Raw genomic sequence first — 13,569 nt, 5'->3', positions numbered from 1 at the left:
TGGATATGGATTCCGCCAGGCGGACGGTCATGGGCGTTCGTCCGGCCTCGTTTGTTCAGTGGTACGTCATCCTGGAGCTGTTCATTGCGCAGGAGGAGGGTCGCAAACTTTCGATAACCGACCTGATTCATTGTGCAGGTACCCCGCGAAGCACCATTCTTAAAGCCATCGCCGATATGGCGGCATCAGGATTTCTTCAGCGGACGCCCGATCCGCAAGACCGGCGCCGGGTCTATTTGACACTCGAGGCCGCCTTCCATGAAAGGGTTTATGGCCTGTTAGGCGACATCATGAGCCGACAGGGCGAGACCCGTTGATCGAGGCTCAGCCGGAGCGAGTGCCTGTTCATGCCTGGCATCAGAGAGAGGCAATTTCGGGTTCTGCGAATCTACTGGCTGCAAGGTGTGAAAATATCGGGTTACCCCCTGGCGAACCCTGCGCACAGCAGATAATCTATGACGGCCTCCATCGCGGTCTGCCCTTGTTTGGTCAGGTTCACCAGTATCCTGCGATGATCGCGCGGATCGATGCTAGTCGCGATAAGGCCCAGAGAACGCAGTCTGCTGGCTATCCTGTGCGCATTTGCCGGCACCTCCGGAGCGAACCATGACTGCAGGAATTCCTTGCGCTCCAGCGTCGCAAGATAGAGCCGCTGCATGGCATCCCAGCTGCGATCATGCGTTAGTACCCCGCGAAGATGTTCCGCAGCAAACGCACGTGCCGCGATGAGTTCGCGGCATGCGGCAATCCGGTCCCTTTCCAAATCGTCGAACGTCATCGCGTGCGATCACCTGATAGCTGGGGCATGACTGGCAACGCCAGACTGCATCTTCGCATCGCGGGGGCTCCGGATCGACAGGAAGATGGCCAGATCCTGACCTAACGAGGGCGCATTTCATGTGAGCGCTGCGTTGGCTCGCATCATTTCCGATTTGCAACTGCAATGCAGTTTTAGCGCCATCCCGCAATTCGAACGGCCGGGCGCGTGGACATTAAGGGCATCCGCAGCACGTTCGAATATGGCGGCAAAGGGAGGGAAGGAGGGGGGGAAGAATTGCCTCGGGCGCTGGGTTCGGGAGCAATTCTCAAGGGGATGTTTCATGGCGATAGGTTGGGAACACGGGCGCGCCCTGCGCCTGAGGGCAGAGGCAACCGGCGCATGTCCCGCATTTTAGCTGCCGATTGGCGGCGGCTGCACACAAGGTCGACGACGGCCTCCCTCTGCTCCGCTGCGCCGTGTCCCAGGGCTTTGCACGCGCAGAACCTTCGCGAGAGCCCAGATGGGCGAGGTCATCTCGGCATGAAAAGTCGCAAGCGGAGCTTCGGGGAGATTCGCAATGTTTGACCTTTTTGCGCGGCTGCTGGGTTGTGTCGTACTCCGAGCTCGATGCCTCAGGCGGAATACGTCCGCAGACCCATCGGTCCGAGCGCCGATCCCCCGGGGCGTTTTCAGGCGCCGCGGTTCAAAGGCTCTGGAGGCGATGTCGCCGTTGCAGCGCGAAGTATTCCTGCGACTTCGCCGGGATGAGGTCAGTTACGGCGCGCTTGCGTCGGATCTCGAGGTGTCCGTGCCGGAGGTGGAAGAGGCATTCCACCAGGCGCTCGTCATCTTTTGTGATGCATTCGAAGGGCTCGATTTCGGTATTTGATGATTTTGCCCGTTGAGAGGAGAGGCTGCGAAGCCCAATCCCCGGAGCGCGTTCGAACCCTCGCGCAGGAAGGATCCGGCAATCCGAAGGCGGGCGGGTTGCTGGAGTGTCGGTGATAGGCGGGGGGCGGCGGGTTTCCCGATCATACACCTCCGGAGTTGTACCCGGCCACGGTTCGGGGCGCTGTCGTGCAATCTACCTTGTATGATTTTGCGATGACAGGCATTGTCGAGCTCCCGACCGGCAGGAGCTGGCCGGGCCCAAGAGCGTTCGTCCGTTTCGAGGTCGACCGTCACATCGGTGAGCATCGGACTGTCCTGCAAGGGATGGACCCGTGTGCCATCTTGACGGATGAGCTCTAATGCAAATCGCAACTGCATGTATGAGGACATCGCCGATATCCCCGGCGCGGCGACCTCGATGAATGACATGGACAACGACTGTGCAAGCACCCAAGCCGTCGAAGATCGCACTCTCGACCGGCTGTTTCGCGCCGAGGCCCCAAGGCTAGCGCGCTTTCTTCGGCGTTCCATCTCAAATCACGATGAGGTTCACGACCTTGTTCAAGATACGTTCGTCAGCTTCGTATCGGCGAAGGCTATCTCCAGATTGCGCTCGCCCGAAGCCTACTTGCGCACGATTGCGCGGCATTTGTTATGGGGCCGGGTCAAAGGGCTCAGGCTGCGAGACAAGGCGGTTCATCTCTCCATCGACGACGTCGATCTTGCCGTTCTTCCGCAACAGGAATGGATGATGGAAGCCAGTGATTTCCTGCGCCGCTACGAAGAAGCTCTCGCCGAACTTCCTGAAAGGACGCGGACGGTATTTCGTCTCCATCGACAGGAAGAACTGACCTACCACGAGATAGCGGATCGAATGGGGATTACGGAGCGCGGCGTCAAATATCACATGAAGAAGGCGCTGATCTATCTTGATCGAAGGGTCTATGCCGATGACTGAAACCCAAAATCCCTTCCAGAAAGGCCAGCTCCGCTTGGAAGCGACAGATTGGTTCGTCCTCATGCGAGGTCCGGACGCCGAACAGCACCGTGTCGCCTTCGAGCAATGGCTCGGCCGGGGCGCGCTGCACAGAGCAGCGTATAACCGCGTCGCTCAACTCTATTCCGCCGGCAAGCAGGTCAACTGGGATACCTTGCCTGAACCGCGCCGGGTTCGCGGGGCAATGATGCGGACGAAGTTCGCCGCGCTTACCTGCGTGGCTGTCGTCGGCTTCATTGGCTGGCGCATTCTGCCCGTATCTGTCGACCTTCCGGAAAAAGCCTCACCCCCTGTCGTTCTGGCGACGCCCAAGCCGGCGACCGCATATCGGACGGGGCCCGGCGAGATGCAGAACGTTCGGCTCGCGGACGGGTCAGGCCTGACCCTGGACGGCAATACGTTGCTGATTGTCACGTACGGAGCCGGGCAGCGAACCTTGCGCCTCGAATATGGTCGCGCGCGCTTTCAGGTTGCGCATGAGAAACGCCCTTTCGTCGTCGAAGCCGGCAGCAGCAAGGTCATTGCGCGTGGAACCGTGTTCGACGTCAGTTTTGAACAGTCGGGTTCGACCCGCGTGCAGTTGCTGAAGGGTGTCGTCGATGTCATTTCCCGCCATGCAGGCAATCCGCTGGATCCCGTTCGCCTCAAGCCGGGAGAAAGGGTCAGCTTCCGCGATCAATCACCGCCCGGCCCTGTCCTCAAGGCGACGCCGGCCGAAGGGAACTGGGCGCTGGGGCTAACGGAGTTCAACGCCGAGCCGCTTGCGAAGATACTGGCGCAGGCAAATCGCACCGCGCCGCTCCGAATCGTCCTAACAGATCCTTCCCTTGGCGAAACCCGTGTCTCGGGAGCATTCAGACTCGACGACCCGGAGAAGCTGGCACAATCGCTTGGCATGTTGCTCGATCTGCAGGTCCGCAAAGAGGGCAACACCATTACCCTTGCGGTAGAGCGAAAATAAATTTTCACCTCGCAGTGTCCCTTGGTCGGGCAATGCACTCATCTCCTTGTGAAACGGGCCGCTTCAAGCCCGTGAACCCAAGGGGGGTCATTCATGGAATTTCGCAACTATGCGGCGAGCATCGCGCTCGCCGCAGCAACCAGCCTTGTCCTGTCGGCGCCTGCCACCGCCCAGTCCGTGAAGGTTCACCTCGAACTGCCGGCACAGGGGCTTGAGATGACGCTGAAAGCGATCGCACGCGCTTCAGGTCGGCAGATCCTGATTGCAGCAGACGTTGTCGCCGGAAAAACCGCGCCGGCGATCGTCGGGGATTTTGAGCCCGAAGAGGCTGTCCGGATGGCGACGGAAGGCAGCGGCGTACGATTCCGCTTCGTCAGCGGCACGATCCTCATTGGCTCCGCTGACCCGGAGCACCTGGACAGTCCGGGCAACGACATCACTGTCACCGGATCGCGCATCAAGGGCGCGGCCATCGCCTCGCCAAGGATCACAGTGACGCGGGAAGACATCGTGAACAGTGGCGCTCCCGATCTGGGCGCGGCGATGCGGGCGCTACCGCAGAATTTCGGGGGTGGCCAGAACCCGACGCTGGGGCTCGGTGCCGGTAACAGCGGCATCGCCAATCAGAATATTACGGGCGGCTCTGGGGTCAATCTGAGGGGGCTTGGGCCTGACGCTACCCTCACGCTGCTTAATGGGAACCGGCTATCGTACGGAGGGTTTGTCCAGGCTGTCGATATCTCGGGTATTCCCATCGATGCCATAGAGCGCGTTGAGATCGTGCCGGATGGTGCATCGGCTATTTACGGATCGGATGCTGTTGCGGGGGTCGTCAACGTGGTTCTGCGCTCGGACTTCGACGGTCTGACCATTTCCTCGAGGCTCGGTAAGGCGACGGATGGGGGCAACTTCAGTCAGCTGTACTCGGCATCCGGGGGCACGCACTGGTCGAGTGGCAGCATACTTGCGACCTACCGGTACAACGCTTTTGAGAGCATCCAGGCGCGTCAGCGCGACTACACTGCAGGCTTGGGCGACCCCTATCAGCTTTTCCCGAGTCAAGCAGTACATTCCGGCCTCTTGCGCGTTATTCAGGATGTGGGATCGAGCCTGCGCTTCAATGTAGACGCCCTGTACAACAGGCGAGCATTCGATATGAACCTTACGCTATTCGGCGTAGATATGTTTAATAATAGCAGTTCCGAATCATTTACAGTGGCACCATCATTCGAAGCGGCGTTAGGTGGGGGCTGGACATTGACCGCCAAAGGTTCGTACTCGCGTGACGATACGAACTTTCGCTCGCTGGAATACGTACAAGGCATCCAGACCTACAACGTGGGCACTTGTTACTGCAACTCGCTTCTTGGCGCAGAAGCGTTCATGGAAGGGCCGCTGGCCAATGTGCCGGGGGGTCAGATCCGTCTCGTCGCCGGCGCGGGACATCGGGTCAATCGCTTTCGCAGTGAGAACGTGGACACCGGTGTAGCTCGGGGAGGCGAGCAGGGGGACACGTTCGGCTATGCTGAACTCTATGTTCCACTTGTATCCGATATCAATTCGCGCGCAGCGCTCCGCGCGCTTTCGTTGACCCTGGCCGGTCGATATGACCGCTACACTCGCTTCGGGGCGATCGCGACGCCGAAGGTCGGCGTGATCTATGCTCCGTCTGACATTCTCGACCTCAAGTACTCCTGGGGGCGCTCATTCAAGGCGCCCACCTTGATGCAGCAGAACTCCAGTCGTTCTGTCGCAGTGATCAATACCTCGATGATCACTGGTTCGAGCGATCCTGTCGGGACCACCGCCCTTTACGTCTATGGCGGGTCTCCAAGCCTGCGTGCGGAGCGTGCGACGACCATGACCTGGAGTGCCGGAATACATCCCGGGGACCGGCTGGAGCTCGACCTTTCGTACTTTCACATCAAGTACAAAGGGCGTGTCATGGAGCCGATCGGCACCTACCGAAACGCATTCAATGACATCTATTCGAATTTCATCACTACGAGCCCTTCAGTCGCACAGATTCAGAATGAGATTGCTTCAGCAACAAGACCCCTTCAGTCCTTTTCCGGAGCCAGCACGGATCTGAGCAGAATCGCCTATATAATCGATAACCACTACACGAACGTCGCTGTACAGAGGGTGCAGGGGATCGACGTCGGCCTCTCCTATCGCCAGCCTCTGGGCGGAGGGACCGTCTCGACTTCGCTCAATGCGAGCTGGCTCGATACAAGGCAGCGCAATACGGCTACCTCGGATGAGTTCGCTCTTGCAGGCACTGTCTGGAACCCTCCCCGCTACCGCGGGCGCGCGAGCCTCGGATGGGAAGGATCTCGTTTCCGGGCCTTTGGCTACCTCAACTATACCGGGTCCTTGCGGGACAATCGCTTCGTCGAGCCGCCCTTGATCCCCTCGACCGTTACTGCCGATGTCGTGCTGTCCTACAGCACCGTAGATGAGCCTGGACTGCTCGGCGGCATGACGTTCGGTCTGTCGGTCGACAATGCCTTCAATACAAAGCCACCATTCATCGATGGAAGCGGCTATCTGGAGCCTTACGATTCCACTAACTACTCTCCGATTGGCCGCTTCGTAGCTATCTCAGCCAGCAAGTCCTTCTAGGCGTCCTCCCATGTACGTTACGATAATGCGCAAGGCCGCATTCGCTGCCTGCATAACCTCGCTTGCGTTCTGTTCGGGTCCTTCGGTAGGCCAGGGGACCAACGCAACCGGCACAAATGAGAGCGTTGGCAAGCAGCAGACCGGCGAGAGCGGAAGCCCGGCTGGAGTCGGACCGCGATCTGCCAAGACTGAATGTTCGGGTCTAGTAATTCCGGAAAGTGTAGGACTGTCAGTCAGGCCCGTCGCTGTCAGCGACCTTGTGTCCATACGCGACTTCGGCAGTCCGGTGCTTGATGCAACTGGGCAACCTGGCTTTTCGGTTTCGCCTGATGGGGGGAGGCTTGCCGTGCAGGCGAGGCAGGCCAACGCCCAATCCAACGGCTATTGCCAGGCCCTTTTCATTTTCGATCTCAGGCGCCCGACTCTGGCACCGATGATGCTCTCGTTCGACGCTGAACTCGCAAGAGAGACTATGGAATTGGATGGCCTTGCTGATTTTCCAACAGGGATGCCACGGCCGCTAACACCACTTTGGTCGCCTGACAGCCAAAGGGTGGCCTTTGTCGCGCGCCGCGGTGGCAGTGATCAGGTGATTGTCGCCGACCCCCACGATGGAGTGATAACTCCCGTGAGCCGCGCACCTCACATCGCTGAGATGCGCTGGAGCGATGACGGTGCCACGCTCCAGTATGCGGCTGATGACGGATACGCTGCTTCGCGCAATGCGCTTGCCGAGGAAGGGCGCAAGGGCTTCAGGTTTGACGAGCGTTTCTGGACGTTTTCTGACACCACGCCGTTTCCGGCCGGTGCGCCCGTCTCCGGGCGGTATCGCGTTGCCGTGCCCCCTCGGGGTCATCCGATCGGGTCGGCGCCCGATAACGAGACCATGCCGCAAAAGGAAAAACAGGCACTTTCTCCGGATCGCGCCTGGACTCAGCGTGATCCGGAGCCGGCCTTTGCCGCAATCTCCCGCTTGCATGTCGTGAGGAACGGGCGTGAGGAAGCCTGCCAGGCAGCAGAGTGCATGAATGCAGCCGGGGCATGGGTGCTCCCGGGTACAAAGGATGTTGTGTTTTTGCGACGAGAAGGTTTCGCCAACGCCGATACGGGTTTGTACCTCTGGAAGGAACATGGCGGGCGGACCAGGCTTGCTCTCACTTCAGACATCCTCGTCGGCTGCGAAACGACACCGTGGCATCTCGTTTGCGGTCGTGAACGTTCGGGATTTCCTCGCGATATCGTGACGGTCGACCCGAAAACCGGAGCGATCCGACAGTTGGTTGACCTCAATCCCGAATGGAAGGCGCTGCAGATGCCAAGGATCGAGAGGCTTCGCTGGCATAACAGCTATGGTATACCGTCGATCGGCGACCTGGTCATGCCTGTGGTCGCCGATCCCGCCAAACCGCTTCCACTCGTCGTCGTTCAGTATGACACACGGGGCTTCCTGCGAGGCGGAACGGGTGACGAGTATCCTATCCGCGCATTGGCAGCGCAGGGTTTCGCTGTGCTGAGCATCAGTCGTCCTTTAGATTATCACACTTGGCTTGCCCGGAAGGGAGTGGCGTTCGAGGAGCGTGACCTGATAAAGGACTGGACTGATCGCAAGAGCACTCACGATTCCCTGATGACGGCGCTGGATCTCGTCGAGAAGCGGATTTCAATTGATCGGGATCACGTCGCGATCACGGGGCTCAGCAACGGATCCTCAACTGCCGTCTATGCGCTGATACACTCCAGGCGTTTCAGCCTGGCCTTGTTGAGCACCTGTTGCGAAGACCCGGGAGTTTCCACGGCTGCCGGCGGAACGGTCTACAAGAATTCGTTGGCAGACAGACATTTCCCGTTCCCATGGGAGGAACAGAGAGCGAGTTGGGAAGCCATCAGTCTGGCGATGAACGCAGCCAATATCTGCGCAGACATCCAGATCCAGGCGGCGGATCGTGAAGCGCGGCTCGCGCTCGAGACAATCGCGGCACTGCATCAGGCGGGAAAGCCGGTTTCATTTTATGTGTTCCCCGATGAACATCACATAAAGTGGCAGCCTGCCCATCGGCTGGCAATTTATGAACGCAACATCGAGGCGGCGAAGGCTTGGGCCAGCACTCGACCTCAATCCTGTGGACGCGCGGAACGCGAAGCAAGCAGCATCAACGCACCCATTGATTAGCCCAGCCTTCAAAGTAGCAGAGGCGAAGCAGGCGGCCAATTTTGTCGGAATGCCATTGGCCGGCTGGCGATAGGTGACCCTCGAGTTCCGAGCGATCGAGAATGCCGTGCTTCTGCAGATTGCCGTCCATCAACATTTCGCGAATAACGGCGCGATTTCCAAGGAAAAGGTCTCGCTGCAATTGCCCGGGACCACCCTTGGACACGCGCCATGCGACCTCATCGGGTAACCACTTCGAGGCCAATTCACGAGCCAGTACCCGGTTGTTGCCTCGACCAACCCACAGCCAGCTAGGCATGCGGAGGCACGCTTCTACAAGCGGCTGCGACAGGAGCGGGAATATTCCTTTCAAGGTGATGCTGCGCGAGAAGCAGTTTGTGCTCCGAGCGCTCATATAGAGGCCGTAGACCTGTTCCAGTTTTCCGACACGGATTTCTTGCGGGGGCGCCTGCCATGGCAGTTCAAGATCGTTGACGTCACATGTCTCAAAGTCACGCCGAACGAAGTCCCGCTCGCGGCGCAGATTTACTTCTTGCGATCGCTTTGCCAGCTTCGTGATGCTCATGCGTAACGCAATCCAGAAGCTACAACGCGCGGAATGGGCAACCTCGCTGACGGTCCGAAGAAAGCTGTTGCCGTCGAGCATTGCATCGACGGCCGGCGCTGACGTCTGCAGGTGACAAAACACAGCATCACCGCCTCCACCATTGACGAACGCACGTGCGCCGGGTGCCGAGGCTAATGTGATACGATCGATGGTCTGAAGGTATGCGCGGGCGTAAGGCCGCGGCAGATGAGGAAGCGCACACCCCGCAATATTGACGTGGTCCGGTTGAAGAGGGACTTCAGCGAGCGGCATTGCCAAATGCTGCACGACCATTTGGGCAAACCTGCGCTCGTCGCCTTCCGTTTGCGGGCTGAAGAAGTTGGCTGCTTTAGGAACTATTGCGTTCCGGGAGCACATCGCTGCAAGAACGGATGAGTCGAGCCCACCGGAGAGGTCGAGGAGCGGTTCGTCAAGATCTCGCAACCGTGCTGTCGCGCATCTGATGATTTCGCGCTCCAGCAACTCGCTGGCTTGCTCGCGCTCCGTGATCGCTATGTCGGGATGTGCGTACGTCCAGGCGTTCCAATTAGGGAAGACGTGAGGAGCGTTGTCAGGGGTGATCCGAAGAGTTTCGCCACACCGCAGTTCTCTGATGGCCTGAACGCATGTTCGTGCGAAACTCAGGTCGTCTATCACAAGGTGTGTACCAAGCGCCTGCCAGTCAATCTTCGGCTGCGCACCTGTGAGATCGCATAGCGATCTGGCATCAGAAGCGATTAGCACCGTATTTCCCTGCACGGCGTAAAACACGCAGAGAGATGACATGGGTGAATGCAGAAATTCGGTCTCACTGGTGCCCTTATCACGGATCGAGAGAAATGAGCCCCAGCATCGCTCGCTCACTGCACCGTCGCGATAAGCGGATACGAAAAGATCTAGATCCGCGTCAGCACCGCTATAGACGCGGGCTGGGCCATGCCGGAAATATAGATCACCGATCAAGATGCCGTCGCCTTGCGGAACCGCGCACCATTCTACCCCGCTCGCTGCTACAAGCAGTCGGTCGCTCTGGAAAACAACGTCCAAACCCTTTGCGTTTGCTTGTCGCGTGCTTCGCGCCACCCATTCCGGTTCAAGGCCGTCGCTGCGCGCGATCGCGAAGAATGACCGCATCAGCTGACCATCCTGATAGGCGTGAACATTCCTGTCCGCTCAAGCGTGTCGTTGATGAGCATGTCGCCTTGCTGCAGCCAGCAATGCGCCTCGAACGGGTAGAGCTTCACACCGAAGAGGAGCTGTGACGGCAGGCCTGCACGGGCGAGAACAGTTTGCATCGCTATCGACCTGATCAGGCAGACGTTGGGGCCAAGTATGTACCGCTCTGCCCAGTTGAATCCGCCAAGAATTTCCTGCGGCGATTGCGGTGAATGTTGTCGACTAGCCTGAGCATTGCGAATGCCGATCATGTCGAACGACCGTTCGAGGCCGTAAATCGCCAGGGTCAGGCGCGTTGATACCAAAGCGCGAGCCACTTTCACCCGCAGAGGCCAGGAAACATAAGCCTCCGTGCCCGATATGGCCAATTGCCGGGTCGGACCGATTGGCGCACGGAGCGTGGTTTGCGCTGGCTGTGCCGGATCGGCGGAACCAGGGAGTATCCATCCCTTCCGCTTAGCCGTTTTCAGAATCGCGGGGTTAATCTCATCGAAGCGGCCGGCAACCAGGGCATTCATGGTAACGGTGCTCAACGCGGAATAGCGGTTGCGCTTCGCGTCGAGCAGGATTGTATGGTCCCCGATGGTGCAGTGAGATATCCAGGGCTGCAGCATATTACCTCGCTCATTGAGGTGACGGGCCGACCTTCCGGACGGCCCGCCGTGTAATCAATCGGCGAGAATGCCGATATCCTGCCGGCGCAGGCCGACATCGTCGGGATTGTCGCCACCGAAGCCGTTTGTTTCGGTGGTAACCGAGCCCAGATCGACGAATTCTTCGTCGAGGCGATCGTGTTCATTGTTCATGATCGTTACTCCGTCAGATTGTCGCATCATTGCGACCTCTGGATCATCGATCTTTATTACAGTTGGCAAAATCTTATTCGCTTCCATATCTGGAAAGATATTGAGAAGGCGGTATTATATCGATGATTTGGCGGCATTTTGTGCCTGAACAACTCTCCCATTTTGGGAAGAATTCTTACCTGTCTTCAATCGACGACGTTCGCTACACGGGCCGTTGGCCGATGTCGAGATCTGTGAACTAGAGCGATTCGTCGGACCCACCGGTCAGAATACTATTCCATGTCGCTGGGACCTGGCGCTTGCCATCGGACGATCGACGGGGCAGAATCCGAGAGTGATGCGTACTGATTTCGACCACCTTCCAGAAGCCAAGAAGCGCGAGCTCGAGCGCGTGGTGCAGATGATCTTCGAAGAGTTCGAGGATGCGACCGGTCTCGCAACCAACGACTGGAAGAAAAAGGGACGAATTTTAAAAGTCGTGCTTTATGGATCCTATGCCCGGGGTGGCTGGGTGGATGAACCGCACACTGCGAAAGGATATCAGTCCGATTACGATCTCCTTATTACTGTCAATGATGCAAGGTTGACCGACAGGGTCGAGTTCTGGAGCAATCTTGACGACCGTCTCAACCGGGAGTTCGCGATCAGTGGATCGCTCCATACGCCTGTGAACTTCATCGTGCACTCGCTGCAGGAGGTGAACGATGGGCTGGCGCATGGTCGCTACTTCTTCATGGATATCGCCCGCGACGGGATCGCGCTGTATCAGAAGGAAGGCAGCGATCTGCTGGAGCCACGTCCCCGTTCACCGGAGGCCGCGCTCGACATGGCAAGGGAATATTTTGAGGAATGGTTTCCGAGCGCGGCGCGTTTCATGGCAGCGTCGCGCTTTCTCGTTGAACAGGGCGGGTTGAAGGAGGGGGCATTTAATCTGCACCAAGCTGCCGAACGCCTTTATCACTGCGTTCTGCTCACGGTCACCTTCTATACGCCCCACGTGCACAACCTCGGGTTTCTGCGCACCCAGGCAGAGCGCCTGGACAGACGCCTTTGCTATGTCTGGCCGCAGGATCGCCGAGCCGATCGCGCCATGTTCACCAAGCTCAAGGAGGCTTATGTTAAGGCGCGGTATTCTAAGCACTACCAGATCAGCACCGAGGAGCTGGACTGGCTGGCAGGCCAGGTCGCCGAACTGGGCAGGGTAGTGCAGGAGGTGTGCCAGGATCGGCTGAACCAATTGAAACTCAAGGTCGACCAGTCAGCAGAGCACCGATCGGGCGATGGACCGAAGGGTTCAACGTCTTAGGTTAGAAAGGGCCGCAAGGTCCGCAGCAGTTGGGGCTTAAGCCCTACACCCTGCCGGCGCGGTCGGAAGTTTGAAATTCCCTGCTAGCACTACTTTGGCAGAAGTTCGCTGGGGTGTCTGATGAGGCTACATCCGCAGTGAGGGCTTTGCTGCGGCGGTGAGCGAGACAGGCGGTCAAGGATGGCCTGGCGCACTGCCGGCAAGGTGGGTTGGGGAGGCGGGCCAAGGGCTCTTTTTTTTCCGGCCCGCCTGAGCGAGCCTTCGGGACTGCAGGAAGGCGTAGGCCATCATCGACATCAAGGCATGGCGGTGAAGTCCGGTCCAGGATCGCCCTTCGAAGTGATCCAGCCCCAGTTCCTCCGTACGCGTCCGGCGAAGGCCCTCTGTCGCTGATCGGCGCGGCCTGAGAGGTTAGCCATGTGGCAAGCACTGAGGTTTGCCACATGGCTACGGGATGTGCAGTGGGTCAGGTGACGGTGTTTTCCGGCGCGCAGAGGCGGCGGCGGTGGAGTTTGGTTCCCTTGCGCCAACTGACCTGCCGCCACTTCGCGCTTTCGAGCATCGCGTGCGCGGCCATAGATTTGACGTCCGGCACATGTCGTACCCGAGGACGACCGCTGCCTGCGACCGGGAAGATCAGTTGCACGTTTGGCCGGATAAACCTTCTGGTGCCTGGGGATGCCGACAGCCCAGCGGAGGCCGCGTGTACTCAGCGCCTGCCGGAACGGAGCTGACAGCCCGTAACCGGCATCGGCCAGCACACAGCCGAAGCGCACGCCGGCAGCGATGATGCGATCGATCTCCTCGATCGCGATCTCGGGCTTGGTACGATATTCCTGCAAAGGAGCAGGCACGCCCGACTTGTCCATGCGAGCGGTATCGCTTGTCCAGCTTTCCGGCAGGAACAGCCGCAAGCTCAGCATGAGCGGAACTTCGCTCGAAGCCAGTGTCACCGACACCAGCGTCTGGCAGTTGGCATTCTTCCCGAGTGCCGTGGCATACTGCGGCGCGACGCCAACCGAGGCCTTGCCCTTCTTGGGCAAGGCAGTGTCGTCGATGATCAACCAGGCTCTGTCGCCACCAACCAATTCATCCGCCTGGCTCCACAAGGTCGCTTGCAACGGGGCGCTGTCCCACAGACCGGCCCCGATGAAATGATGAAGCCGGTCATAAGGGATCGCATCCGAGCGAGCTGCCATGGGCTGGATACTCTTGCGATCACCGGGGCCGATCAGACCTGCAATATAGGCTGGGCACATTCGACGCCGCGTCTTGTTACCCAAGGCTTCCA

At 59.0% G+C, this 13,569-nt stretch carries 12 protein-coding genes and 1 pseudogene; 7 read left to right on the top strand and 6 right to left on the bottom strand.

What is annotated here, in order from left to right; translation table 11 throughout:
* Nucleotides 1-29 precede the first annotated feature (29 nt).
* On the top strand, nucleotides 30-317 hold the full coding sequence (locus ACFFDA_RS09105) for a MarR family transcriptional regulator (protein WP_404478371.1): 288 nt from the start codon (nucleotides 30-32) through the stop codon (nucleotides 315-317).
* A gap of 101 nt (nucleotides 318-418) precedes the next feature.
* On the opposite strand, the gene ACFFDA_RS09100 is transcribed toward ACFFDA_RS09105, so the two are convergent.
* A complete protein-coding gene (locus ACFFDA_RS09100; protein WP_404478370.1) occupies nucleotides 419-778 on the bottom strand; it encodes a hypothetical protein in 360 nt (119 codons plus the stop codon).
* 559 nt (nucleotides 779-1,337) lie between these two features.
* Between ACFFDA_RS09100 and ACFFDA_RS09095 the strand changes: the two genes are divergently transcribed.
* The 5 genes from ACFFDA_RS09095 (at nucleotide 1,338) to ACFFDA_RS09075 (ending at nucleotide 8,404) form a co-directional block, all read left to right on the top strand.
* Nucleotides 1,338-1,649: a sigma factor-like helix-turn-helix DNA-binding protein gene (locus ACFFDA_RS09095; protein WP_404478369.1), complete on the top strand. Its 312-nt coding sequence runs from the start codon at nucleotides 1,338-1,340 to the stop codon at nucleotides 1,647-1,649.
* Between the two features lie 378 nt (nucleotides 1,650-2,027).
* The gene (locus tag ACFFDA_RS09090) at nucleotides 2,028-2,609 is read left to right on the top strand and encodes a sigma-70 family RNA polymerase sigma factor (protein ID WP_404478368.1); all 582 of its coding nucleotides are present in this window, start codon (nucleotides 2,028-2,030) and stop codon (nucleotides 2,607-2,609) included.
* The gene (locus ACFFDA_RS09085) at nucleotides 2,602-3,609 is read left to right on the top strand and encodes a FecR family protein (protein WP_404478367.1); all 1,008 of its coding nucleotides are present in this window, start codon (nucleotides 2,602-2,604) and stop codon (nucleotides 3,607-3,609) included. The genes ACFFDA_RS09090 and ACFFDA_RS09085 overlap by 8 nt, the downstream gene beginning before the upstream one ends.
* Before the next feature lie 93 nt (nucleotides 3,610-3,702).
* Entirely contained in the window at nucleotides 3,703-6,234 is a 2,532-nt protein-coding gene (locus ACFFDA_RS09080) for a TonB-dependent receptor domain-containing protein (protein ID WP_404478366.1), read from the top strand.
* 10 nt (nucleotides 6,235-6,244) lie between these two features.
* Entirely contained in the window at nucleotides 6,245-8,404 is a 2,160-nt protein-coding gene (locus ACFFDA_RS09075; RefSeq protein ID WP_404478365.1) for an Atxe2 family lasso peptide isopeptidase, read from the top strand.
* On the opposite strand, the gene ACFFDA_RS09070 is transcribed toward ACFFDA_RS09075, so the two are convergent.
* Genes ACFFDA_RS09070 through ACFFDA_RS09060 form a run of 3 tightly spaced genes read right to left on the bottom strand, consistent with a single transcriptional unit; the run spans nucleotide 8,385 to nucleotide 10,972 of the window.
* Nucleotides 8,385-10,124: an asparagine synthase-related protein gene (locus ACFFDA_RS09070; RefSeq protein WP_404478364.1), complete on the bottom strand. Its 1,740-nt coding sequence runs from the start codon at nucleotides 10,122-10,124 to the stop codon at nucleotides 8,385-8,387. The two genes, ACFFDA_RS09075 and ACFFDA_RS09070, sit on opposite strands and share 20 nt — an antisense overlap.
* Nucleotides 10,124-10,780 carry a lasso peptide biosynthesis B2 protein gene (locus tag ACFFDA_RS09065; protein WP_404478363.1) on the bottom strand — a complete coding sequence of 219 codons (657 nt, stop codon included), beginning with the start codon at nucleotides 10,778-10,780 and terminating at the stop codon, nucleotides 10,124-10,126. Before ACFFDA_RS09065 ends, ACFFDA_RS09070 begins: the two co-directional genes overlap by 1 nt.
* A gap of 54 nt (nucleotides 10,781-10,834) precedes the next feature.
* Nucleotides 10,835-10,972, bottom strand: a complete 138-nt coding sequence (locus tag ACFFDA_RS09060; RefSeq protein WP_404478362.1) for a benenodin family lasso peptide — start codon at nucleotides 10,970-10,972, stop codon at nucleotides 10,835-10,837.
* A 337-nt stretch (nucleotides 10,973-11,309) separates the two neighbouring features.
* Between ACFFDA_RS09060 and ACFFDA_RS09055 the strand changes: the two genes are divergently transcribed.
* Nucleotides 11,310-12,278: a nucleotidyltransferase and HEPN domain-containing protein gene (locus tag ACFFDA_RS09055; protein WP_404478361.1), complete on the top strand. Its 969-nt coding sequence runs from the start codon at nucleotides 11,310-11,312 to the stop codon at nucleotides 12,276-12,278.
* Nucleotides 12,279-12,452: 174 nt separating this feature from the next.
* Here the strand turns inward: ACFFDA_RS09055 and ACFFDA_RS09050 are convergent.
* Both ACFFDA_RS09050 and ACFFDA_RS09045 read right to left on the bottom strand, forming a co-directional pair.
* Nucleotides 12,453-12,641 (bottom strand): annotated as a pseudogene (locus tag ACFFDA_RS09050) (IS701 family transposase); the annotation flags it as partial.
* Nucleotides 12,575-13,537, bottom strand: coding sequence for an IS701 family transposase (locus ACFFDA_RS09045; protein WP_404478771.1), 963 nt, complete (start codon nucleotides 13,535-13,537; stop codon nucleotides 12,575-12,577). The gene ACFFDA_RS09045 and the pseudogene ACFFDA_RS09050, both read right to left, overlap by 67 nt.
* Nucleotides 13,538-13,569: the final 32 nt, after the last annotated feature.

It is taken from the genome of Novosphingobium sp. BL-52-GroH, assembly GCF_044813085.1.
Lineage (GTDB): Bacteria > Pseudomonadota > Alphaproteobacteria > Sphingomonadales > Sphingomonadaceae > Novosphingobium.
This window is presented reverse-complemented; position numbering and strand designations above follow the sequence as displayed.